Raw genomic sequence first — 22,020 nt, forward strand, 5'->3', positions numbered from 1 at the left:
AGCCCAACATTACCGCACCCGGCGCACTGCTGTCCACGGTATTCACCCGGGGGCCGGCCTGCTGTCATTGTGTGCGGCATCAGGGACGGCGCAAGGTGGAACGCAACTGAATGCCGTCGTGCTCCCTGAACAGTTCGGCGATCCAGTCCACAAAAACACGGATCTTGCCCGACAGGTGCCGGTTCTGCGGGTACACCAGTTGCAGCGGCAACGGGTCGGCCAACCAGTCGCCCAGCACCAGCTCCAGCGTGCCGCGCTCGCTCGCTTCCTTGAAGATGAAAGCCGGCACCTGCGCCACGCCCAGCCCAGCTTCGGCCGCGGCGACGTAGCTGTTTTCGTCGTTCAGCGCAATGTGACCCTTCAGCGCGGCGCTGATCCGGGCGGCGTCTTTTTCAAACACCCAGTTAAAAATCTCTCCCGTGCGCGGCGAAAAATGGTTGATGCACTGGTGCTGTTTGAGATCCCGCGGATGGCGCGGCTGGCCGTGCGCCGCCAGGTAGCCCGGTCCGGCGCAAGTGGCAAAGTAGAGTTGACCGACCGGGTGCGCAATCAGGCTTGAGTCTTCAAGCTTGCCGCTCCACAGGGCGCAATCGATGCCCTCCTCGATCAGATCGGCATGACGCTCGCTGCAACCCAGTTCCAGCTCGATGCCGGGGTAGCGGGCAAAAAAATCGGGCAGTGCCGGAACGATGACGCAGCGCGCCATCAAGGTCGGCACGTCGACCCGCAAGCGGCCCTGCGGCGTGGCGTGCTGCTGCGCCAGCGCTTCCTCGGTTTCCCGCAACTGCGTCAGGATCGCCACGCAGCGGTCGTAGTAGGCGGCACCATCGGCCGTCACGCTGACGCGCCGGGTGGTACGGTTGAGCAACTTGACGCGCAACGCCCCTTCCAGTTTTTGCAGCAGGGTACTGGCCGTGGCCTTGGGCAGGCGCAGGCTGTCGGCGGCGCGCGTGATGCCGCCGGTCTCCACCACGCGGACAAAAACCTCCATCGCCTGCAATTTGTTCATCTAGATTGTTCGGTAAACGGAATAATCAATTCGTTTCCACGCTGTTGATCCAGGGTATTGTGAACGATAGACTGCGCTGCTTCGTCCACTACCGGGTAAAACCCGCAACCAAGCCAAACCCATGATCAAAGTCAGCATCCTCTACCCCCACACGCCGGACGGGCATTTCGATTTTGCCTACTACGTGAACCAGCACATGCCCCTGTCGATCAGCCTGCTGCGCGCCCATCCCGGTTTCAACAGTGTGTCGGTCGAGCGCGGACTGGCCAGTGCAGATCCGCAGGCCGAGTTACCCTACGTCGCGATGTGCCACTTCCTGTTCGACGCCGTTGAAAGTTTCATCGCCGCCTTCACGCCGCACGCGGCGACGCTTCAGGGGGACATGCCCAACTACACCAATATTGCGCCGGTGATCCAGTTCAACGAGGTGCTGCTTTCGCAGTGAGTCGAGTGCCGGGCAGGGCTGCGGATGCCCAATACAGCCGATGCGGATTGTCAACCAGCACGGCCTGCGCCGCGTCCTCTCCCAACCATCGGTACAGCGCGTTCAGAAGTTCCGGGTAATTGGCTTCCGACTCATGGTTGGTGCAGGGCCAGTCGCTGCCCCACAGCAGGCCCTGCCGACCCAGCTCGGTCAGCCACAAGCGGGCCAGTGCGCCGGGGTCGCGTCCGCCGAGCCGATAGGCGCCGCTCAGCTTGACATGGACCGGTGCCTGCCGCGCCCGCCGCACCAGCGCACCGACACTGGGGTCGGTCGAGGCCACCGAATCGGGCTTGCCCATGTGGTCAATAACCAGCGGCAAGGCGGCGGGCAGTTGTTGGAGAACTCGCGGCAACGCGCCAACATCGGTATGCAGTTCAAGATGCCAGCCCAGTGCCAACAAGACGTCCCACAGATGACTGGCGTCGCTCCATGACTCGATCCGGTGCGACCGACCGGCCAGGTTGAGACGGATGCCGCGAACACCGTCCTGATGCAAGCGCTCAAGTGTCTCCCGGCCGGTGTCGGGGGTCACCACGGCTACGCCGCGCAGCAGTTCCGGGTGGCGCGTCAGCTCCTGCACCAGACGGCTGTTGTCTGCTCCCAGGAAACTGGGCTGCACCAGCACGCCGCGTTGGACGCCCAGCGGTTGGGCGGCTGCTTGCCAGGCTTGCAGGGGCGCATCGTAAGCCGGGACATAGCGGGCTTGCGGCTGTGCCGCGGCGGCATCAAAGACGTGGAAATGGCTGTCGACGAAAGTTTTTGACAGTGCGGTCATCATGGTGTAAATTCTAGTCCTCTAGATGACTAAAGCAATGATCTCTCAGCAAAAAACTTCTGCCGCCAGCCCAGGCCGGAGCCAGCAACCCGAACCAGGGCAGAGCCGCTACGGCTGGCTGGCCGCGGCCATGCGCTCGCGCATCCTGCAAGGCGAATGGGTGCCGGGCGAAGCCATCCCGCCCGAAGCCCTGCTGGCCAAATCCTACGGCGTGGCCCTGGGTACGATACGGCAGGCGCTCGCGCTGCTGGTGTCCGATGGCTTGCTGGAGCGCCGGCACGGCACGGGCACCTTTGTGAAAGCCGGTCTGGGCGGCGCCTCGATGCTGCGCTTCTTCCGGTTTCGCCAAAGTGGCGAACTTCAGACCTCCCCCAGCTCACGCATCCTGAGTCGAAAACGTCGCCTGGCGAACCTCGACGAAGCCGATGCCCTGGGTTTGCCGGCCGGAGCTTCGGTATTGGTGCTTGAGCGGCTGCGCAGCATCGACAAGCAACCGTGCCTGCTGGAAAGGCTGGTGCTGCCCTTGCCGCTGTTCGAGGCGCTGGCCGAGTCCGACACCACGGCCTGGGACGATCTGCTTTACCCCATGTACCAGCGTGTTTGCGGCGTCGTGATTCACCGTGCCGAGGATCAATTGAGCTTCGACCAACTGACACAGCAACAGGCCAGGCGTCTGGCCCTGGAAACAGGACACCCGTGCGCCCGGGTGCAGCGCCGGGCCTTCGATTTGGCCAATCGCTGCGTTGAACTGCGAACCACCCTGGGTGATGCCTTTGCCTTTGAGTACACCGCGCAGGTGCGCTAAGAACTTGTCCGTCAATAACTGCCACGACCCCTCATGGAGACCGCCTTGAACCACCTCACCCCGCCCAAGCCCCTGGCAATGACCCGCCGTCTGGCCGCCCTCGTTGCGCTGGGCCTGCTGTCGACAACGTGCGCCTTGGCCCAGGGCAATGCCTGGCCCAGCAAACCGATCGTCCTGGTGGTGACCTATCCGCCGGGCGGTGGTGCCGATACCATGGCCCGGCTGCTGGCGCCCAAGATGGGCGAGGCCCTGGGCCAGAACATCGTGATCGAAAACCGCCCGGGCGCCGGTGGCCAGATCGGCGCGGCCGCGGTGGCCAAGGCAGCGCCGGATGGCTATACCCTGATGCTGGACGCCTCGTCGTTCGCCGTCAATCCATCGCTCTACCCGAAGCTGCCTTATGACAGCGCCAAGGCGTTCCGCCCGATTGGCATCATTGCGCTGTTTCCGAATGTGGTGCTGGTCAACCCGCAGTTCCCGGCCCGAAATATTTCGGAGCTGACGGCGCTGGCCAGATCACGCAAGAATTTTGTCTCTTTTGCCTCGTCGGGCAACGGCTCGGCCCAGCATCTGGCCGGCGCACTGTTTGAATCCGCCGCCAAGGTGGACATGGTGCACGTGCCCTACAAAGGCGGCGGCCCGGCCCTGAACGACGTGATCGGCGGCCAGGTGCCCCTGTTCTTCGGCAACCTGGCCTCGACCTTGCAGCACGTTCAGTCGGGCCGCCTGCGTGCCCTGGCGGTCACCTCCAGCAAACGCGCGGCCATGCTTCCCGAGGTGCCCACTTTGGCCGAGGCCGGCCTGCCAGGTGCTGAAATTTACGAATGGAATGCCGTTTTTGCGCCGGCCGGCACACCTGAGCCCATCGTCGAAAAGGTCTCGACGGCGCTGCAAAAAGCGCTGGATGCCCCAGAAGTCAAAGCCCGCATTGCCCAGCTCGGCGGCGAGTTCCAGAAAGGCGGACCGAAAGCGGCGCAAGACTTCATCCAGGCGCAAATGGCACTCTGGTCGAAACTGGTCAAGGCCAAAGGGATTTCGGTCGAGTGATTCTTCAAAGTGGCGTGGCGCCAGCCGCAAGCGCCGTCCGCCACGGGTGGTCCCGTCCCCTTGCCTCGAAGCCCTACAAATAGACTTTCTGCAACAGCCGTAGCAAGGTCTTGCGCTCGCTGGCGGTGAGGCGCGCGGCGACCTCGTCTTCGAGCGCGGTGGCGGCGGTTTCAGCCTCTCGCATCAGTGCCATTCCGGCGGCGGTGGCATGCAGGCCGCTGGCACGTCCATCTCGCGGGTGCGGCCGCTTGCGGATCAAGCCGCGTTTTTCCAGGCCATTGATCAGACCCACCAGATTGGGCGGCAGAAGGCCTAGCGTGCCGCACAGCTGGCGCGACGTAATGCCCGGGTTGTGCACGATCAGCGAGGCCACCGAAAAGTCGACCGGCCGCAGCTTGTAGACCGCCATGCGCTGCAGGAACACTTCGATCACCGCCAACGAGACGCGGCGCGCGTTGTAGCCCAGCAGCGTTTCAATGTAGCGCGTGTCCACTTCGTCGACGGCGGCGTGTTGCGTTGGACTTGCGGTGGGCATGGGCGGGCTGGATCAGGGGTGTTTTTCGGCCGCCGACAGAGCTGGCGGCGGGCAGACGGCGGCGGCTTTGATGATACCAAGTCACATGCATCGGGCCTTGATATCTTCCGGCACGGCAATCGCCTTGATGCGGTCCGGCTCGCCGGGCGGGCGGATGCAAAAGGCCCGCGTCTCAATGCCTTCACACAGCAGATCGTCGCCGCGCTTGATGACGTGGCGGAACATGAAGGCCTTGGCGCGCCATTCCTGGATGTTGGTGTGGATCTGCAGCGTCTCGCCATAGGTGGCAGGGCGCATGAACTTGACCTGGATCTCCAGCAGCGGGTTGCCAATGATGCCGGTGGTCTTGACCAGTTCGCGCCAGGGCGGCACGCCGCACTGCATGAAGAAATTCAGCGACGAGGCATCCATCCACTTGGCGAAGTTGGGAAAGAAGACGATGCCGGCCGGATCGCAGTCGCCAAACATCACGTTGACCTCGTAGACGATGACTCGGCTCATGGCGCTCCGATCAGGCGCCAGCGACGCGCAGCACCAACGCCACGGCGGAGTCGCCGGCGGCACAGCCGCCGAAGACGCCGACGCCGCCGCCACGCAGTGCCAGTTCTTCGATCAATTCAATCACGCTGCGCAAGCCGGTCGGGCCCTGCGGGTGACCCCAGATCAGTGAACAGCCGTAGTTGTTCATCTTCTCCAGGGGGAAACCGGTCTCGCGCGCAAAAGCGATGTCGTTGACCGCAAACGGGTTGTGCGTCTTGACCGCATCGACTTCTCCGATGTCGAGCTTGGCATTCTTCAGTGCCGCCATCACCGCCGGCGCCACCGCCATGGGCATATGTCCTTTTTCCACCCGTGCCTGACCAAAGCCCAGCAACTCGACGACGATGGCCGGATCGCTCGCCACTTCGCGCGCCAGTTCGCGGGTGGTGACGATGACCCCGGCATTGCCGTCGGCCGGGTGGGTTTGCGAACCGAAGGTTACCGTGCCGTCCGGCTTGACCGGTTTCAGCCTGGCCAGTCCTTCCACCGTGGTTGCGAAGATGCCGTCGTCGGCGCTCAGCGTCCCGGTCTGTTTGCGAAAGCCCGAGTCGGTGATCGCCACATCGACCATGTAGCGGCGCTGGAAGGCGCGGTCATTGGCCAGCGCCTGCTGGTACTGGGCGTAGCGCGCCAGTGCCACCTCGTGCTGCTCAGCGGTGCTGACGCCGAACCTGGCGGCCACGTTCTCGGCCGTGTCCAGCATGGCGTTCCTGGCGTAGGGGTCCATGGCGAAGTTGTCCAGCACCCAGCGCTCCGTGATGCCGGTTCCGCCGGGGGCTGACGGGTCGGGGTAGTAAACAATGGGGCCGTTGGAGCAGCGGTCGGCCGTGATCAGCAGGGCGCACTGGGCCGAGCCGTCGGCCACTTGCGCCGCCGCCATCTGCAAGGCGCGCGCGCTGGTGGCGCAGGCCTGCTGCACCGACGGACCGGCCACCTGGTCGATGCCCATCATGCCGGTGACCCATGGCAAACCATAGAAACTGCCATGCTGTGGATTGGTGTGGCCAAGAATGCCCAGATCAATCCGGTCCATCGGGAAGCGCTTGGCGGCCAGCGCCTGCTTGCCGACATTGGCGGCCAGCCGCAAGCTGTTGAGGTGGCCGATCGGTCCTTGCCATTTGGCAAAAGGGGTGGACCAGTAGATGCCGTAGGGAATGAATGCGCGCGTCATGGGTTACTCCAGTTTATCGGGTCTGTTCGGCTTGCCACTGGGCAAAGCTGGAACCGCTCAGTGCCAGCTTCTTCAGCAGCGGTGCCGCTTGCCAGTACTGCGGGTCGAGGGTCTTCTGGAACTCGACGATGCGGTCGTAGACCACTTTGAGCCCCAGTGTGTCGGCGTAGAACATCGGCCCACCCCGGTAGCGCGGAAAGCCGTAGCCGGCGGTGTAGACCACATCGATGTCGCTGGCGCGCAGGGCGATGCCTTCTTCCAGCAGCAGCGCGCCTTCGTTGATCATGGCGTACAGGCAGCGCTCCTGGATTTCCCGGGCGTCCGGGTGGCGCTGCGGGATGTTCAGGCGCTGGGCCTCCTCGGCCAGCATGGCAATCACCTCGGGATCGGGTGTGCGCTTGCGCTCGGCGCCGTCGTAGCGGTAGTAGCCACGCCCGGCCTTCTGGCCGATCCAGCCCCGCTGGTTGAGCAAGGCCGACGGGCGGTAGAAGCTGGGGTCTTTTGGCAACAGATGCGCACGCTCCAGCCGGGTCAGGTGGCCGATGTCGACGCCGGCCATGTCGTAGACCGCCAGGATGCCCATCGCCATGCCCCATTGCTCCAGCGCCCCGTCGACCTCGGCGGGGGTTGCGCCTTCGAGCAGGCAGCGCTCCGCCTCGCGGCCATAGGGGTCCATCATGCGGTTGCCGATGAAGCCGTAGCAAACCTTGGCGACGACGCCGGTCTTCTTGATGCGCTTGGCCAGTTCCATCGCCGTGACCAGCACGTCCGGCGCTGTTCGGCTGGCTTGCACGATTTCCAGCAGCTGCATGACGTTGGCCGGGCTGAAGAAGTGCAGGCCGATCACGTCCGGCGCGCGCTGCGTGACGGCGGCGATGGCGTCGATGTCCAGCGTGGAGGTATTGGTGCCCAGAATGGCGCCTGGTTTGGCGACGGCGTCGAGCTTGGCGAAGATTTCCTTCTTCAGCGCCATGTTCTCAAACACCGCCTCGATGATCAGGTCGGCATCGGCCAGCGCCGCGAAGTCCAGGCTGGGCGTGATGAGAGCTATGCGCTGTTCCATTTGTTCCGGGCGCAGGCTGCCACGCTCGACGGAGCGCTGATAGTTCTTGCGGATCGTTGCCAGGCCACGATCCAGGTTCTGCTGCGTGGCGTCCACCAGCGTCACCGGCAAGCCGGCGTTGACGCAGCACATGGCGATGCCGCCGCCCATGGTGCCGGAGCCGACGATACCGACGCGCGCCACCGGCCGCGCCGCGATCTCGCGCGGCAGTCCGGGGATCTTGCGCACCTCGCGCTCGGCGTAGAACAGATGGCGCAGCGCCTTGGCCTCGGTGGCTTGTTCAAGCTGCGCCGAGAGGGTCGACTCGACTTTCAAGCCGGCGTCGAAATCCAGCTCCGCCGCGGCCTGCAAGGCATCGATCAGGGCCAGCGGTGCCAGGCGGTTGCGCATCGTTTTGGCCACCTGCGCCCGTTTGGCGGCGAACAATTCGCTGGCCTGGGCCGCGCCCTTGACGGCTTGCTCGCGCGTGCGGCGTGGGCCGGCGCCCCGGCGCACCAGCTCACGCGCATAGGCGATCGCGGCGGGCACGATCTCGCCCTCCAGAACGGCATCGACCAGGCCGGCGTCCTTGGCCTTGCCGGCCGGCAGGGGCTTGCCACTGAGCATCATGTCGAGCGCCAGCTCCAGGGGCACGACGCGCGGCAGACGCTGGGTGCCGCCGGCGCCCGGGATGATGCCCAGCGAGAGTTCGGGCAGGCCAAAGCGGGCGCTCTCCTGCGCGACGCGGTAGTGGCAGGCCAGTGCGATCTCGGTGCCGGCGCCCAGCGCCGTACCGTGCACGGCGGCCACCACCGGCACGGCACTGTCTTCGATCAGCCGCAGCACCTCGTGATAACCCGGCTCCGCGATGCCGGTGTCGAACTCCTTGATATCGGCACCGGCGACAAAGGTCTTGCCGGCGCAGCCCAGCACGATGGCCTTGACGGCGCTCTGGCCACGCAGTTCGAGCAGGACTTTTTTGAGACCGGCGCGCAGCACCTGATCAACGGCGTTGACCGGCGGACTGTCGATCGTGATCACGGCAACGCCGTCGTGGAGGGAGTAGCTTACGGTGTCGGTCATGGGAGATTTCGTTTTCATGAAGAGAATTGGATATCCGGCTAGGTGGCTGATTGCTGGCGCAGCACGCGTTTGAGAATCTTGCCGCTGGCGCTCTTGGGCAGTTCACTGACGATATCGACTCGGGCCGGGACTTTGTAGGCGGCGATGTGTTCCCGGCAGTAGGCAATGATGCCGTCGGCGCTCAGTGTCGCGCCAGGTTTGAGCACCACGGCGACGGCGACTTTTTCACCCTGCGCCGCGGCGGGGATGCCGTAGACGGCGACCTCCTGTATGCCGGGCACCTTGTACAGGTACTGCTCGACTTCCGCCGGCCAGACCTTGAAGCCCGACACGTTGATCATGTCCTTGACGCGGTCGGTGATGTAGACGTAGCCGTCCTGGTCCATGCGTCCGACATCGCCGGTGTGCAGCCAGCCGCCGCGCAGCGCCGTTGCGGTTTCTTCCGGGCGCCTCCAGTAGCCTTGCATGACACCGTCGCCGCGAATCACGATTTCACCCTGCACACCGGCCGCCACTTCGTGATCCGATTCGTCGAAGATCTTCAATTCAAAGCCTTCGATGGCGCGCCCGACGGAGCCGAATCGATGTTCCTTGACGTCGTTGTAGCAGGAGAACGGCGAACACTCGGTCAGGCCGTAGCCCTCGTAGACGCGGCGCCCGAAGCGCTCGGTCCAGCGCCGCGAAATTTCCTCCGGCATGGTGGCGGCGGCGGACATCTCATAGCGCAAGCTGCTCAGGTCGTAGCCCGACAAGTCCATCGCCAGCAAATTGATGAAGATGGTCGGCACGGCGAAGAAGTGGGTGATGCGTTCTTCGCCGATGGCACGCAAGACGACGTCCGGCACGAAGCGGGGGAACAGCACAATGGTCGCGCCGGCCAGGATCGCCGCGTTCATGATGTAGTTCTGGCCGTAGACATGGAACAGCGGCAGGAAGGCCGCCAGCCGGTCGCCCGGCCGGTAGTCGGAATACCTGGCTTGCGGCGGCAGCGCGATATTGCTATGGATGTTGTGCTGGGTCAGCGCCACGCCCTTCGGAAAACCGGTGGTCCCCGACGAGTAGAGCAGTGCCGCCACATCGTCGCCGGAGCGCTGCACCGACGCGAACGTGTCGGCGCCGCGTTGCAGCAGCTGCGCCAGGGCGACCCATCCCGTCAACTCTGCTTTCGGGTCCACCACCACGCGCAGACGCAAAGCAGCGCAGTCGTCCGGAACGTAGCGTTTGAGCTCGTCCATGGTGATCACCACGGCGGCACCCGAATCGTCCAGCAGGTAGCGCACTTCCTCGGTCTTCAGGATGGCGTTGATGGTCACCGGAATGGCACCCAGCTTCTGCGCCGCGTAATAGGCCACGGCGAATTCCGGCACGTTGGGCAGGTACAGGGCGACCCGGTCGGCCACCGCGACGCCGGCCGCGCGCAGGCTGGCCGCCAGCCGGTTGGCATCGCGGTTGAGTTGCCCGTAAGTGATGGAGCGACCCTCGAAGCGGATGGCGATCCGCTCCGGCGTCTGCGCCGCATGTTGCTCAAGATAGTCAGCGATATTCATGATTCGTCTTCCTCGTCACGTCCTTGCGAACAATCTGCATTTTGTCGAATTATGGTTATATTTCATAACGAAGTAAAGGGGCCAGTAGATAAATGTTTACCCTTGGCTGGAGCGCTGCGAGGGCGCCGCCCGGCCTTGGCCGCTGGTCGGGCCAAGTCGAGCGATGCAAGGGCGGGTTTACTTCAGAATTTTCCAGTCGCCGTTTTCGACCGTGGCCATGATGGCGGCACGGCCATCGAAGCCGTTGTGGTCCTTGGCCGACATGTTGAAGACGCCGTGCACCCCCGGCAGTTCCTTCACATTCTCCAGGGCATCGCGCAGGGCAATGCGGAATTCGACCGTGCCGGGCTTGGCCTTCTTCAGCGCTTCGGGCACGGCGCGATTGAGCAGCAGATAGGCATCCCAGCCATGACCGCCAAAGGTGGAACGGCTGTTGACGCCATGCGCGCCCTCGTAGACCTTGATGTACTCGAGCGAGGCCTTCTTGGACGGGTGGCTGTCAGGGAGTTGCTCGGCCAGCAGCATCGGACCGACCGGGAACAGCGTGCCCTCTACATTCTTGCCGCCGACGCGCAGGAAATCACGGTTGGCAATGCCGTGCGTCTGATAGAACTTGCCCTTGTAGCCGCGCTCGATCAAGGTCGATTGCGGCAGCACCGCCGGTGTGCCCGAAGCGGCGATCAGGATCGCGTCCGGCTTGGCCGCGAACAGTTTGAGCGCCTGCCCGGCCACGCTGGTGTCGTTGCGCTGGTAGCGCTCCACCGGACTGACCGTGATGCCCTTGGCTGCCGCCGCGTCCTGGATCGCCTTCAGCCAGAGTTCACCGTAGGCATCGGCGTAGCCGATGAAACCCAGGGTCTTGACGTTGTTGGCCGCCATGTGCTGCACCATCGCCACGGCCATCAGCGGGAAACTCTGCGGCGTCGTGAAGACCCAGGGCGCTTTCTCCCCGGCCGGTGGCAAGGGCGCCATGGCAATCTGCGGCGTCTTGGCTTCAAACGCCACTTCAAGAATGCCCATCGAGGTCGGCGTCGCCGAAGCGCCGATGATCGCATCGACCTTGTCCTCGGTCGTCAACTTGCGGGCATTCTTCACCGCCATGCTGGGGTCGGTGGCGTCGTCCAGCACGATGTACTTGACCTTTTGCCCACCGACGGTTTGCGGCAGCAGGGCGAAGGTCTGCTTTTCGGGAATGCCCAGCGAGGCCGCCGGACCGGTCGCCGAAACAATAACGCCAATGGTCACGTCGGCCCAGGCCGAACCGGTCACCACAACCAATGCAAGGGCTTGCGCCAGCGCGAACTTCTTTACTTTCATATCGTCTCCTGTTGTAGATACGGTGTTCGCTCGTTGGGGTGCGCCCCTCGGAAGCGATGAAAACATGGTTGCCGCGGCGGCTTCGGTGTCAGGCGATTCGACCGGACGTCAATGCCGCAGTGGGCTCAAGATCGTCAGCGATATTCACGATTTGTCTTCCTCGTCACAAACTTGCGAGCAATTTGTATTTTGTTGAATTATGGTTATAACCAATAATTAAATAAAGGCGAATTTGAAGGGAAATATTAGGTGTTTACCCTTGCTCAAAACGTCTGGGCAGGGTTGAAATGGAAGGCAGTGTGGTCCGCCAAGTCCCCACCCTCGCAGTCACCCAGCCGTCGGCGAACGCAGATGACGCGCCGCGTTCTCGGCCCGTGCGTCGTCAATCTCGCGCAGCACGCCACCCACATCCACCGCCGCGTTCTTGCGCTCGAAGTGGCCGGTGAGAGGCAGCTCGGGCTGTAGCACGCCGCGCTGGTACAGGTCCCAGATCTCGGGGCCAAAATTTGTGTTCAACAACTCCGGCGCAAAGCGGCCGAAGAAGGCGCGCAGGTTCGCCACGTCGCGCAGCAGCATGCGCTGGGCGTGGTTGTTGCCGGCCGCGTCCACCGCCTGCGGCAGGTCGATGATCACCGGGCCGTCCGCCGCCAGCAGGATGTTGAACTCCGACAAGTCGCCGTGCACGACGCCGGCGCACAGCATGCGCACCACTTGGCGCAGCAGCATGGCGTAGTGGCTGCGCGCCTGCTCGGGCGTGAGCAGCACATCGTTCAGCCGCGGCGCCGCGTCGCCCTGCTCGTCGGTCACTAGTTCCATCAGCAGCACGCCGTCAAAGAAGTTGTACGGCTTGGGCACCCGCACTCCGGCGTCGGCCAGGCGGTACAGCGCGTCGACCTCGGCGCTTTGCCAGGCCGCCTCTTGCGCCTGCCGGCCAAAGCGCGTGCCCTTGGCCATGGCACGGGCCTGGCGCGTATTCTTGACCTTGCGGTTTTCGGTGTAGTCCACCGCCTGGCGGAAGCTGCGCTGGGTTGCCTCCTTATAGACCTTGGCGCAGCGAGTATCGGTGCCGCAACGCACCACGTAGACCATCGCCTCCTTGCCACTCATCAACTGGCGCACAACGCTGTCGATCAGGCCCTCCTCCACCAGCGCTTGCAGTCTCCTGGGTGGCTTCATGGGCGGCCATCGGCGCTGCCGCGCCCTGGACGGTGCCTCAAAGCGGCACGCGCGCCAGCCGACTGGCCACGCTGCGCGCCCGGGACGCCTTGGCTTCCGGGTAGATCATTTTTTCTTCCAGCTCGATGTGGCTGCGGCACAGGGTCAGGAACACGTCCGCGTTGTGCTGGAACTCCGCCCCATCGACCCAGGCGTTGCCGGAGGCCATGGCGCGCAGTTGCGGCGCCAGCTCCAGCCAGTTTTCCTCGATCCAGCCATGATCCTGCTGCATCACACGCACCAGCGCCACCAGCTCGGCATTACCGCTCGAGAGCAGCAGCGGGAACACGTTTTTTTCTTCCTCCTGGTGATGCTGGCGCGAAGTACCAGAGAAGAAAGCCTCGACGGCGGCAGCCACCTGTTGCGCCTGGCTGTCGACACCCTCGGCCTCGATGCGTTGCACCAACTCGGTCAACAGCGTCAAGTGCTGAAGGATTTGCTGATGGCATGCATCCAGCACTTCAAAACCGGTGGGGGTGGCAAGTGGGGCAGCGCTCATGGCATCTCCGGGTAAAGCTGAAAAACAATAAAAACGGCAAGCTCAGCAGATACCGCATGGTAGCCCAGCGCGCGCCGCGCTTCAAACCCCAGCAGCCTGTCGGGCTTGGAACGTGGATGCGGGCAAACCCCTAGTTACAGCGTGTCCTACCACGTATAGATAGAAAACCCAATGAAATCAAGGCTCGCAGGGGTTTTATATTCAGACAATGTGATGTTTTTGCAGAATTTTCGCAGTGCTAATGACTGAAAACAGACCGCGGTGTAACTCAAATTTGCTTTGTGGCGGGCGCCATGCTCATAATAAAAGCTTTTGCCTGTCCCGTCCAGCCGGGCTGTCAAAGAGCTACATCAGGGCAGTCTTAGCAGCATCAGCGACCCTGGCTAGCGCATCGCACTTTGGACCCCCGTAAAAGCTCATCGGGTCTCCATCTGTGCCTGGCTTCCAGCCCCGCTGTGTGCGTGCATAGTGCTGGCGCAGCTGCCGGCCATCGGGCAGCAAGCGTAGACGATGCCATGTGTGCAGCCCTTCTCGCGCACCGGATGCACGCCGACGACGACCCCGCGCTTGCACAGTGCTTTGATGTCGCTGCGCAGGGTGTACGGGTCAATGTCTGCTACAGGGAGTGCCGGGGCTTCGGCCGGCGCCGTTGGCACCAGCATTTCGGCAGCATCAGCGATGCGCTGCTGGTCTGCGATGTAGCTCTCAATCATCGCTATCTCTTCGAGTATCACAAGAGTCTGCGCCGCGCAGCGAGCGTGGTATGCGGTATCTGCCGTGGCTTGCTCTGACAGCCCACGCATCACTTGCAGCGCATCGCGCTTGAAATCAAGTTGGTCTTGCATCGTCGTGCCGGTGTGCTTGCACAGCAGCAGGAAGTCTTCGATTTTGCGGCTCACGCTTGGCTCCCCATTGGCCAGAGTTCTGCGGCGACTTCCGGCGCGATGAGCGCAGCCTGCCCGAGCTGGCTCATATAGCCACTTGTATGGGTGGTGGACGGCCGCTCGGCTGGCTTCTCTGCAAAGGTTCGCCGCAGGCATCGCTCTGCCTCTTCGCGGGTAAATGCCCGTGTGAACTTGGGCGATTGCAGGTCTCTCATGCTTTTGCAGCACCGCTGCGCTGCGGTGTGGTAGACCTCAAGCGCACGGCGTAGGCTCTGCGCGTCGTATGCGTTGCCGAGGTCCAGCACTTCGAGCTCTGTCAATGGGTAGCTGCACCAGCCGTTGCGCACTCGCGCCAGGCGCGGGCTGTAACTCACGACGTACCCGTTGTCAGTGTCGTGCCATTGGCGCACGAATGGTTTGACGCCGTGCGCCGATGGGTGTGCCATGTCAGACTCCCACTTGCTGGTCTGGCACATCGACCTGACGAATTGCGATGTGCGGTACTGCATGCTTTGCGCACCAGTCCTCGGCTCCTTGCTTGTGCTCGAAAGCCTTGACCGTCATTTTTGCGCCATCTTTGAGACGCCATGCAATTACGTAAAGGGTGATGACAGGGTACATGTTGGGCTCCGTTTGTGGTTGTGTCCACTCCGACATCTAGAGCAGGACATAACGTATAGGTACCGAAGGCACTAAATACACGAAAAAACAAAAATCGACGACCAAACTATAAATATGGATTTGTAGAACATATAAAGCTATTTTAATAGCCTCAATACTTGTTGTCAACGCTGGCCCGGCTTTTGAGCTTCCAGCCAACGCAGCGGTAAAGGCGTCAGGGCTGCCGTGCACTGTGCGCTTCGCGTTTGATTTGTCGGCAAGTGCGCTCATTGTCTTGATGACAAAATCTTGCTGGAACCCATTGGGATGAGCGCTTGGGATGCTCAATGCTCAACGTTCGACATGGTGACCAAGCGACAGCTCCTGGCCGACCGCGTGAATCCGCCGGCTGAAGGCGAAGGTCAGCACGCCACTGCCTTGCCGTTGCACGACGCGCTCCATAACGGCCATCTATTATGAAGGTCAGCATCCTGTAGGGGCGCCCCGGACCTCGCTAACTCCGACCACGTGTTCTATGCAATCCAACCAAACGGAGTCATAGAAAGCGTGCCCGCGCAGTGAGGCCGCAGTTCGTCGACCCTTTCCTGCAAGGCTGCGAGTGCTGCTGTCTGTATCAGCCCGTTAAAGCAGTTGTAGGTGGACTTGTCGGCGTCAGGCACGGAATGCACCGCCTTACTGACCTCCGAGAAGGTCCAGCGCCCCGCTAAGTAATGCATGGTCTGTTCCAGGCACGCAATCTTTCCGGCCAAGGCCTTGGTTACCAGGTGCGTGCCACCGAGGCTCCCAACGGCGCGCAGGGCCTTCTTGTCCCCGGTGTCAATGAGCGCGGCATCGAAGTGCGCAGCGGCCGCAAATAGCGTCGCCTCGCCAGCGTCAACGGACGGCATGTCTGTCAGGGCAGCCGCCACCGCCGCGCTGTGCCCCTTCGCTGGCGTGCACATCCCCGCGAAGTCGGTGAGCTGTGTCACTGCAGCAGCCGAACCGAGTAACGCGGCAGCTTTGGCGGGCTCTGCCAGCTTGAATCGGTATTTCAGGGTGCTGACCATATACAGCTCAGCCCCACCCACTTTGGTGAGGTGCTGGGCAAAGCGCTTTAGCAGCCCCCACTGGGCAAGCTTCACCGCAATGTCATTGTCGATGAAGACCTTCATTCGTCGTCGAACCGCATGCTCGTCAGCCGGGCGAGGTGGTCCATGCCGTCAGAGGACAAGGCGTTCAGGTCGATGTAGCTCTTCGCCACATCGTTCACCACAATAGGCGCTGCTTGAGTGGTCATGAGATATCGCATGGCCATTCCGGCAAGCTTCCAATCTTCGGTAAGGCGTGCCCAACCAAGAATGACCTGTCCGGCATCCAGTCCAGTGCCCTTGCTGGCTTTGAGGGCGGCAGCGGCAAGCTTTACTTCCTCGGACTGCTTACCGACGTCTCTGCAGGCGCTCCGCAATGCGTCGCCGCCGAGGAGCTCCATCGCGTAAGTGTCAGCGACCTTTTCGTCCTCGTCCTTCGCAAAGCCCTGCTCGTCCACAGGGAGTGTGTCGTCGACGAGCACAGCGTTGTTGTCCGCCGCCAGATGACCAGACATGAAGTGACCAGTCTCGTGGGCTACGAGGTAGGCGAGCCTAGCCGGCGCAATCTCCTTTCGTACGACCAGTACGACGGGACGTGCGCCAACCCGCAAGCACATCGCATCAGGACGACGCAGTTGCTTTGGCCAATTGAGGATGTGCACAACTGGTACGCCGTGCTCCCAGAGCCATCGACAAAGACCTTCCAAAGTCACCGCCGGGTACGTCTCGAGAATGCGGGCACGAAGGTCTGTCGGCGATAGGCGCTCTTGCAAAGCCTCAGTCTTGCAGGCGCCGGCCAGAACATGTGCGAGGCCATGCCCAACTCCTGCAGCGGCGGCGAGCTGGGTTGAACCTTCGGGATGTATTGTCTTGAACCGCCTAGTTGCTGCCCGGAACTCCGGCTTTGGCGCTGTCGCGTGCAGGCTCTCGAGTGCCACGTTAAGGCGGCGGGCCAACACAATCTGCAGTTCCAGCAGGCCACCTTCGTCAGCGGCCGCGTCGTCATCCCACCACTCCGGCACGAAATGCCGTACCTGGGCCGCTGTCAATCCGAGCTCCTTGAAGGAGCCCATGAGAGCTTTGGCTGGGTTCTTGGTGGATGCCATGGGGGTTCATCGAGTGCGGCCAAGCCGATTGACTCCGCGCACTTGGAGCGTGGCTACTGCCTGGTTGAGTTTAGCAAGAGAATGGCCATGCTCACGGCCGTCGTCCCATATATCCAACAGTTCCTGAATCAACTGTTCCTGAGTCTCAGGATGACCTACCCCGTCGTGAGACCCATGCATGCGAATTTGCATGGGACAAGGTGCGCCTTGATGAGGCGTATTGGACTCTTTAGCGCACGAAGAGCAATAGACTGCAGAACAAGTATCATTCTGGACTGGTAAGACTCACTATGCCCCTGGCCGAGCGGGAAGGCGTGGATTTTCCCGACTACGCTATGCACATGCATGCCACAATTGTCGTGAGTACACTGAAATAGCATTCCAAGCCGTAATCATCCTCCCCCTTATATGGACGCCGTCGCCCACGACCATCAGCTACGCACCCTTCTGAGGACCTATCTCAGTGAGCGTGTGACGGTCAACGACTTGCTGGTGGAGGAATTCCAATTGGCCTTTGGCGCCGTTAGAGCGGACCTGGCTCTGGTCAATGGTCACCTTGAGGGCTTCGAAATCAAGGCAGGTAAAGACACTCTTACCCGTTTACCTCACCAAGTGGTGGCATACAACAAGGTGTTCGAGTTTTGCTGGGTAGTGACCACCAAGGCTCACCTTGCCGACGCGCGCCATCTGGTGCCGCGCGAGTGGGGACTGTTGGTTGCCCATGCGAACGACTTAGGCAGCACTCTGAAGTCTGTCAGGACAGCTAAGCGGAATGGCCGACGGGACGGGAATCACTTGGCTCGCCTGCTCTGGCGCGACGAACTGCTCGCAAAGCTCACAGAGCTCGGTTTAAGCCAGGGCCTGAAGTCCAAACCGAAAATTGCGCTTTTCGCGGCCCTCGCCGCAGCACTGCCGGTCGATGAGCTCGCCGACTATGTCCGCAATTGCCTCAAAACTCGGGTTGACTGGCGAGCTGGTGCAAAACCACGTGAATGTGGTGACTCGTCGCATCCCGTCGCCATTGTGTAGCGTTGCCGGGCCCCACTTTCGGGTCGTTCGCCACCTTGTCATAGTTGGCGTCTCCTTGGCTGAAGGTCCGATGCATGTAGATTGGTAGTAAGACCAAAATCTGGCAAAGGTCCTTGTACTGGTCGAAGCCGTGGTGCCGTACGCTTTTCGCCTTTAAGACATTCCAATCCTTCCAGTGCGTGTAACGCAAGGCAGCAGACATTACCATCTTGCGCGGGTCCCCGTCGAAGGCATCGACGTGAGACACCCCAAAATCGCCATAGCCTAAAGACACTTCCTTGAGCTCTGCACGCACGGCGACTCGTTTGTATAGGTCCCAGTCAGCACGAGAAAGTTGTTTATTACCCTTCTGGACGCCCGCCAGATTGATGGGAAATCCACCTGACAGGAGCACCACTTGGCGCCATGCACCCAGTGCCGCTATGGTTTGCAGAACCTGAGCGGTGCTGGCCGCCATGACTTTTGGGTCGCCGGTGATGTGCCCGAGGTCCAGGACTGCGTCCACCTGCCCGTGCTTGACACCAAGCGCGGCCATTTTGTTGGCAAACCAAGTCTGGACGTGCGCAGTCGCAGGTACCTCTCCATCCTGCTCAACGCGAAAGCGTAGCAGCCATCGGGTGTGCTTGTTTTTTTTAGCCACTTTGATGAGGGCGGCTTGTTCCGAAGCGCTCGCTCGAGTGCTGAGGACCGGGACCGCCTTGACTCCTGCCGCCCACATATTGTCAAACAGGTATTCCCAAGGGGTCCCCGGATTCGAAGAAAGAGCATCTTTCTCATCAATGACCTGGTCAACCGCAAGCACGTGGGTTGTCCCCCAGTTTTTCACTGTGGCTGTGACAATGTCGTCGATGTGCTTGTCCCATGATTTGGTGTATTTCTCCTTGCCCCAGTCGTACGTTCTGTCCGGGACTTCAGCGACAGGTTGAACTCGGGACTTCTGAGATGCTGTAAGTGGTTTGACGGCGAAGTGCTCGCCCTGCTTCCATTTCAGGGCCGGCATGTACAGCGGGTAATTGTCTTGAGCCACGCTTTCCTCCTCTGAGCAGCCTAAGATGGCCACTTACTTATTTTGTTAGACGCCCTTTACAGAATACACGAAAAGGGGCTGTCGCTCAATGAATCAGTAAAGCATTTGCGCGACGCCACCGTGTCCCTGCTTCTTTGGTTTACCTCAACTGCCCTATAAGGATGTTTGGAACTGCTTTGCAGCGCCGCAAGAATTGCTGCTTAATCGGATGTGTTTGACAACATTGAAATATTCTGCAATCGGAGTCATCGCCACACTCACCTCGGCGGCATCAGCCCTAAGGCATTTGAACGTGCCTCAGTTTGTGGCCGGGATTTGTCATCCGTTCCGTGAGAAGTCAATCCGCCAGTCTCATTCGTTGGAAAGTGACAAAACCTGAGGAGGGTATGCGGCGCAGGGCTATTGCAACAGCGCCTGAACATGCGACTGTACAAGCCCACCCACCGCCCGTCAGGCTACATCAGGTTCACTGGGAAAGTGGCCAGAACGGCAGGAAGGCGGCTCTCGACCCTAGCTCGTAAGTCAGCATCTGCCTTGCAGTCTTCGGCAAAGGCACCTACCGCGCGCACGACATCGTTGATAAACGACACTGTCCCAATGATGACTAGGTGCTCATCCTGAGCCTGGTCGTATGCATGTTTGCCGCCGTCGTGGTAGCCAAACTTTTTCGCTTCTGGATACTTTTGGTGGTAATCCGCCTCTGACCCGAACGCGTGCAGCAACGCGCATCGGGCGCCATACACATCCAAGCCACGGTATTGATACGGTTGCTCCGGGTGCCCTCTTAGGTACTTGTCGACCCAGGCGATGAATTCCGTGCGGCCCTGTTTGTCGTGCCCTGTCGGCAGAGCTAGGAAAGCCATGGTGTCGATGCAGACGTAGGCCATGACAACTGCGGCCGTGGTTGCCCCTGCCTTTTCGCAGCATTTGATTTCGGCGATGAGGCCGGACACGCCACCCCACATGGTTCGACTCCCTGGGAGATAGGCCGATATGTAGGCCCATCGACAGACTGTAGGCGAACTAGACCGTTCCGACAACTTCGCGCACTAATTTCGTACCTCCCGATACCGGTCGTTGATGACTTACTGCAACTGGTCGGTCGAATCCCGCCACATCTTTATCGACGCCAGCGGTCCCAACGCGGTCCCATTCGTCTTTCGGTCGTTCACCCGGGTGCAAGTACGTTGCGAACCTCCCTCTCCCACTCGACGGGCTGCGGCGAAGACGGCGACAATCGACCGCATTAGTCTCTCGCGCCCCTCTGAATGCTTCGCACACCGTCCTTCGAGCCCTCCGTTCTGGTCACAGACGATGTTCTCTTGGCGGCGCAGATTTCGGCCCTGTTCACTCGCCCGGGTAGCTACTTCCCTGTGATGGATGGCCCGCGGATGTTCCGGCCAGACGCCAATAACGAAGCTCTACGCCGTCGAAATGCCATGGTCATGGCCGGTGCCCGGCACGTGTTGCTGGGAGGGCTGATTCCTCAAGCGACCTCGGCGATGCGGCCAGGCTGGAAGAACTGTTCCGTATCGGACGAGTATGAGGACCACGTACAAGCCCTGCGTGGCGTTGTGAGGCGACCGTCTGGAACGTTGCGGTGGGGGCGCGCCAACCTTGGCGTCGGACTCTACAGGGCCCGTCTCGAACGCAAAGAGCTGCTTTTTGACCTTGCTTCATCGCCCGAGTTAGTCCTGATAGAGAGGGGAACCCATCTACTCGTCGCGTGCGAGTGCGGCGACGACCTCGGGGAAGTCCTAGCTAGCAACCTAGCTTTCGCTTGCGACGCCTCATTCGCGGTGTTTCCCGAATTGTCCGAGGATGACCGCGATTGTTGGCTCGAGGAGCTCTACGCCCTTGGAGAGGGTGGCGACCTGACCGGCCGATTTAGCTCCTTGGCCCAGCGAGCGCGTGTCCACCTTGGCCCACTAAACTTTCCACGTTTCAAGACAGTCCTCTTCGTGACGGCGGGTTTTCCTTGGGGCATCGCCACGCCGGAGGTCGCGACCACACACGTATATCGCTACCCCGACTTTGGACGAGCCATTGTTGAGGGATTGTGGGCGTCGCAGTCGGCTGCCCACAGCGCCAAGACCGCGTTGCTCATCGACCCTCACACGGTACAGGGGTCCGAGATTCCATCCATCAACCAGGCGTTGCTAAAAAATGGTTCGCTGACCCGGGTCGTGAGCGGGCCGGCCGCAACCAGCACCAGGGTCCAGTTCCTACTGGACCTGCTCCCCCACGACATCATTGTGCTGTCCAGTCATGCAGGCGACGCGCCTGGGACGCGCATCACCTACGAGTACGTCGACGCAGACCAACGACGGCGGAGCCTCACTGTTGACCGGGCGCTTGGCATCGGGTACGACCGGTTTGACGACAAATTCATGGTTACCGAATACCACCGCTTTCACTCGCTGGATGGTGTCCACTGGAGTGACAAAGTTGGTAAAGCAGGCTTGCCGGTGGGTTCAGCCCTCACCAGCTGGGGCGCCATCGGTGGGCCTATGGACCGCACAGACCACATCGTCAAGCAGGAGCCGATTTCTCGAGTCGTCGGCTCGATGGCCATCCAACTTCACGATGGAGTATGGCTCTTTGCCTCGCACGGATTTGCCCCTGGCGCTGCACCGCTCATCATTAACAACTCGTGCTGGTCTTGGCACGAACTCAGCCAGCGCACAACGTTCGCGGGCGCGCGCGGCTATGTCGGTAGCCTCTTCCCCATCACTGACGCAGAGGCGCAAGAGGTCGGTCAGGCGCTGTTCGGCAAGTACCTCGGACAGGAGCTACCGAGGGCTCTGTGGTCGACCCAACGCGACATCTATGGTGCTTCGGGACGACGTCCTTACGTGATGGTTGGGCTGCCCTTCGTCGCTATACGCCCAAACACGGAAGATGCGATGGGGTTCATGGAAAAGGCCTACCTAGACGGACTCGCGCATTGGTCGACCCAGGCGACGAACTCTCCGTATGAAGAGATTCGGCGGAATGCACAGCGCTTCTCGAACTTCCTGCTCGAAGACCTGCAGGCGTTCCGGCAGGGCGTGGAAAAATTCGGTCGCCGCCTCCACCACTAGCGCTACCCGGATGCATGTCTCACGCAGTTGCCTCTCGTGCCATCGAGAGTTCGAGCGCATTGCGCGGCGCTGAATGACTGCCGTCGACCACACATTGCGAATGTCCGCTGTTGGTGTGCGCAGTGAAAGGCGGC

General features: G+C 61.6%; 22 protein-coding genes. 5 read left to right on the forward strand and 17 right to left on the reverse strand.

The window, feature by feature from the left end:
- Positions 1-79: 79 nt before the first annotated feature.
- Complete coding sequence (locus PHS32_RS17330) at positions 80-1,009, reverse strand: LysR family transcriptional regulator (RefSeq protein WP_301080321.1); 930 nt, start codon at positions 1,007-1,009, stop codon at positions 80-82.
- A gap of 121 nt (positions 1,010-1,130) precedes the next feature.
- Between PHS32_RS17330 and PHS32_RS17335 the strand changes: the two genes are divergently transcribed.
- The gene (locus tag PHS32_RS17335) at positions 1,131-1,454 is read left to right on the forward strand and encodes an EthD family reductase (RefSeq protein WP_301080323.1); all 324 of its coding nucleotides are present in this window, start codon (positions 1,131-1,133) and stop codon (positions 1,452-1,454) included.
- Here PHS32_RS17335 and PHS32_RS17340 read toward each other — a convergent pair.
- Complete coding sequence (locus tag PHS32_RS17340) at positions 1,429-2,271, reverse strand: amidohydrolase family protein (RefSeq protein ID WP_301080325.1); 843 nt, start codon at positions 2,269-2,271, stop codon at positions 1,429-1,431. The genes PHS32_RS17335 and PHS32_RS17340 overlap by 26 nt on opposite strands.
- A 34-nt stretch (positions 2,272-2,305) precedes the next feature.
- Between PHS32_RS17340 and PHS32_RS17345 the strand changes: the two genes are divergently transcribed.
- Positions 2,306-3,073: a GntR family transcriptional regulator gene (locus tag PHS32_RS17345; protein ID WP_301080326.1), complete on the forward strand. Its 768-nt coding sequence runs from the start codon at positions 2,306-2,308 to the stop codon at positions 3,071-3,073.
- A 78-nt stretch (positions 3,074-3,151) separates the two neighbouring features.
- Entirely contained in the window at positions 3,152-4,120 is a 969-nt protein-coding gene (locus tag PHS32_RS17350) for a tripartite tricarboxylate transporter substrate binding protein (RefSeq protein ID WP_301080351.1), read from the forward strand.
- A 73-nt stretch (positions 4,121-4,193) separates the two neighbouring features.
- Here PHS32_RS17350 and PHS32_RS17355 read toward each other — a convergent pair whose 3' ends face one another.
- From PHS32_RS17355 to PHS32_RS17415, 13 genes are all read right to left on the reverse strand, one after another.
- Positions 4,194-4,655: a MarR family transcriptional regulator gene (locus PHS32_RS17355; RefSeq protein WP_301080327.1), complete on the reverse strand. Its 462-nt coding sequence runs from the start codon at positions 4,653-4,655 to the stop codon at positions 4,194-4,196.
- Positions 4,656-4,736: 81 nt separating this feature from the next.
- Positions 4,737-5,156 carry an acyl-CoA thioesterase gene (locus PHS32_RS17360; RefSeq protein ID WP_301080328.1) on the reverse strand — a complete coding sequence of 140 codons (420 nt, stop codon included), beginning with the start codon at positions 5,154-5,156 and terminating at the stop codon, positions 4,737-4,739.
- A 10-nt stretch (positions 5,157-5,166) separates the two neighbouring features.
- Positions 5,167-6,366 (reverse strand): thiolase family protein, encoded by a 1,200-nt coding sequence (locus PHS32_RS17365; protein WP_301080329.1) that lies wholly within the window; start codon positions 6,364-6,366, stop codon positions 5,167-5,169.
- 13 nt (positions 6,367-6,379) lie between these two features.
- Entirely contained in the window at positions 6,380-8,491 is a 2,112-nt protein-coding gene (locus tag PHS32_RS17370) for a 3-hydroxyacyl-CoA dehydrogenase NAD-binding domain-containing protein (protein WP_301080330.1), read from the reverse strand.
- 38 nt (positions 8,492-8,529) lie between these two features.
- Positions 8,530-10,038, reverse strand: coding sequence for a long-chain fatty acid--CoA ligase (locus PHS32_RS17375; protein ID WP_301080331.1), 1,509 nt, complete (start codon positions 10,036-10,038; stop codon positions 8,530-8,532).
- Positions 10,039-10,215: 177 nt separating this feature from the next.
- Positions 10,216-11,355: an ABC transporter substrate-binding protein gene (locus tag PHS32_RS17380; protein WP_301080332.1), complete on the reverse strand. Its 1,140-nt coding sequence runs from the start codon at positions 11,353-11,355 to the stop codon at positions 10,216-10,218.
- 327 nt (positions 11,356-11,682) lie between these two features.
- Entirely contained in the window at positions 11,683-12,531 is an 849-nt protein-coding gene (locus PHS32_RS17385; protein WP_301080333.1) for a PA4780 family RIO1-like protein kinase, read from the reverse strand.
- A gap of 37 nt (positions 12,532-12,568) precedes the next feature.
- Positions 12,569-13,069 carry a hemerythrin domain-containing protein gene (locus PHS32_RS17390; RefSeq protein WP_301080334.1) on the reverse strand — a complete coding sequence of 167 codons (501 nt, stop codon included), beginning with the start codon at positions 13,067-13,069 and terminating at the stop codon, positions 12,569-12,571.
- 416 nt (positions 13,070-13,485) lie between these two features.
- A complete protein-coding gene (locus PHS32_RS17395; RefSeq protein ID WP_301080335.1) occupies positions 13,486-13,968 on the reverse strand; it encodes a hypothetical protein in 483 nt (160 codons plus the stop codon).
- The gene (locus tag PHS32_RS17400; RefSeq protein ID WP_301080336.1) at positions 13,965-14,399 is read right to left on the reverse strand and encodes a hypothetical protein; all 435 of its coding nucleotides are present in this window, start codon (positions 14,397-14,399) and stop codon (positions 13,965-13,967) included. The genes PHS32_RS17395 and PHS32_RS17400 overlap by 4 nt, the downstream gene beginning before the upstream one ends.
- 1 nt (position 14,400) lies before the next feature.
- On the reverse strand, positions 14,401-14,574 hold the full coding sequence (locus PHS32_RS17405) for a hypothetical protein (RefSeq protein WP_301080338.1): 174 nt from the start codon (positions 14,572-14,574) through the stop codon (positions 14,401-14,403).
- A 512-nt stretch (positions 14,575-15,086) separates the two neighbouring features.
- Positions 15,087-15,725, reverse strand: a complete 639-nt coding sequence (locus tag PHS32_RS17410; protein WP_301080340.1) for a hypothetical protein — start codon at positions 15,723-15,725, stop codon at positions 15,087-15,089.
- Positions 15,722-16,747, reverse strand: a complete 1,026-nt coding sequence (locus PHS32_RS17415; protein WP_301080341.1) for a hypothetical protein — start codon at positions 16,745-16,747, stop codon at positions 15,722-15,724. Before PHS32_RS17415 ends, PHS32_RS17410 begins: the two co-directional genes overlap by 4 nt.
- Before the next feature lie 408 nt (positions 16,748-17,155).
- On the opposite strand from PHS32_RS17415, the gene PHS32_RS17420 reads away from it, so the two are divergent.
- On the forward strand, positions 17,156-17,776 hold the full coding sequence (locus PHS32_RS17420) for a sce7726 family protein (protein WP_301080342.1): 621 nt from the start codon (positions 17,156-17,158) through the stop codon (positions 17,774-17,776).
- Here PHS32_RS17420 and PHS32_RS17425 read toward each other — a convergent pair.
- A complete protein-coding gene (locus PHS32_RS17425; protein ID WP_301080343.1) occupies positions 17,697-18,803 on the reverse strand; it encodes a beta family protein in 1,107 nt (368 codons plus the stop codon). The two genes, PHS32_RS17420 and PHS32_RS17425, sit on opposite strands and share 80 nt — an antisense overlap.
- A 455-nt stretch (positions 18,804-19,258) precedes the next feature.
- Complete coding sequence (locus PHS32_RS17430; protein WP_301080344.1) at positions 19,259-19,768, reverse strand: hypothetical protein; 510 nt, start codon at positions 19,766-19,768, stop codon at positions 19,259-19,261.
- A gap of 357 nt (positions 19,769-20,125) precedes the next feature.
- On the opposite strand from PHS32_RS17430, the gene PHS32_RS17435 reads away from it, so the two are divergent.
- A complete protein-coding gene (locus PHS32_RS17435) occupies positions 20,126-21,886 on the forward strand; it encodes a hypothetical protein (protein WP_301080345.1) in 1,761 nt (586 codons plus the stop codon).
- Positions 21,887-22,020 lie beyond the last annotated feature (134 nt).

The organism is Rhodoferax sp. (assembly GCF_028714215.1).
Taxonomy (GTDB): Bacteria; Pseudomonadota; Gammaproteobacteria; order Burkholderiales; family Burkholderiaceae_C; genus Rhodoferax.

Bases quoted from the DNA above. Each gene is read 5' to 3' on its own strand.
- PHS32_RS17385 (WP_301080333.1), bottom strand. From the start codon at position 12,531: ATGAAGCCACCCAGGAGACTGCAAGCGCTGGTGGAGGAGGGCCTGATC.
- PHS32_RS17365 (WP_301080329.1), bottom strand. From the start codon at position 6,366: ATGACGCGCGCATTCATTCCCTACGGCATCTACTGGTCCACCCCTTTT.
- PHS32_RS17400 (WP_301080336.1), bottom strand. From the start codon at position 14,399: ATGGCACACCCATCGGCGCACGGCGTCAAACCATTCGTGCGCCAATGG.
- PHS32_RS17410 (WP_301080340.1), bottom strand. From the start codon at position 15,725: ATGAAGGTCTTCATCGACAATGACATTGCGGTGAAGCTTGCCCAGTGG.
- PHS32_RS17360 (WP_301080328.1), bottom strand. From the start codon at position 5,156: ATGAGCCGAGTCATCGTCTACGAGGTCAACGTGATGTTTGGCGACTGC.
- PHS32_RS17415 (WP_301080341.1), bottom strand. From the start codon at position 16,747: ATGGCATCCACCAAGAACCCAGCCAAAGCTCTCATGGGCTCCTTCAAG.
- PHS32_RS17350 (WP_301080351.1), top strand. From the start codon at position 3,152: ATGACCCGCCGTCTGGCCGCCCTCGTTGCGCTGGGCCTGCTGTCGACA.
- PHS32_RS17420 (WP_301080342.1), top strand. From the start codon at position 17,156: ATGGACGCCGTCGCCCACGACCATCAGCTACGCACCCTTCTGAGGACC.
- PHS32_RS17330 (WP_301080321.1), bottom strand. From the start codon at position 1,009: ATGAACAAATTGCAGGCGATGGAGGTTTTTGTCCGCGTGGTGGAGACC.
- PHS32_RS17405 (WP_301080338.1), bottom strand. From the start codon at position 14,574: ATGTACCCTGTCATCACCCTTTACGTAATTGCATGGCGTCTCAAAGAT.
- PHS32_RS17380 (WP_301080332.1), bottom strand. From the start codon at position 11,355: ATGAAAGTAAAGAAGTTCGCGCTGGCGCAAGCCCTTGCATTGGTTGTG.
- PHS32_RS17370 (WP_301080330.1), bottom strand. From the start codon at position 8,491: ATGACCGACACCGTAAGCTACTCCCTCCACGACGGCGTTGCCGTGATC.
- PHS32_RS17345 (WP_301080326.1), top strand. From the start codon at position 2,306: ATGATCTCTCAGCAAAAAACTTCTGCCGCCAGCCCAGGCCGGAGCCAG.
- PHS32_RS17375 (WP_301080331.1), bottom strand. From the start codon at position 10,038: ATGAATATCGCTGACTATCTTGAGCAACATGCGGCGCAGACGCCGGAG.
- PHS32_RS17430 (WP_301080344.1), bottom strand. From the start codon at position 19,768: ATGTGGGGTGGCGTGTCCGGCCTCATCGCCGAAATCAAATGCTGCGAA.
- PHS32_RS17340 (WP_301080325.1), bottom strand. From the start codon at position 2,271: ATGATGACCGCACTGTCAAAAACTTTCGTCGACAGCCATTTCCACGTC.
- PHS32_RS17390 (WP_301080334.1), bottom strand. From the start codon at position 13,069: ATGAGCGCTGCCCCACTTGCCACCCCCACCGGTTTTGAAGTGCTGGAT.
- PHS32_RS17355 (WP_301080327.1), bottom strand. From the start codon at position 4,655: ATGCCCACCGCAAGTCCAACGCAACACGCCGCCGTCGACGAAGTGGAC.
- PHS32_RS17335 (WP_301080323.1), top strand. From the start codon at position 1,131: ATGATCAAAGTCAGCATCCTCTACCCCCACACGCCGGACGGGCATTTC.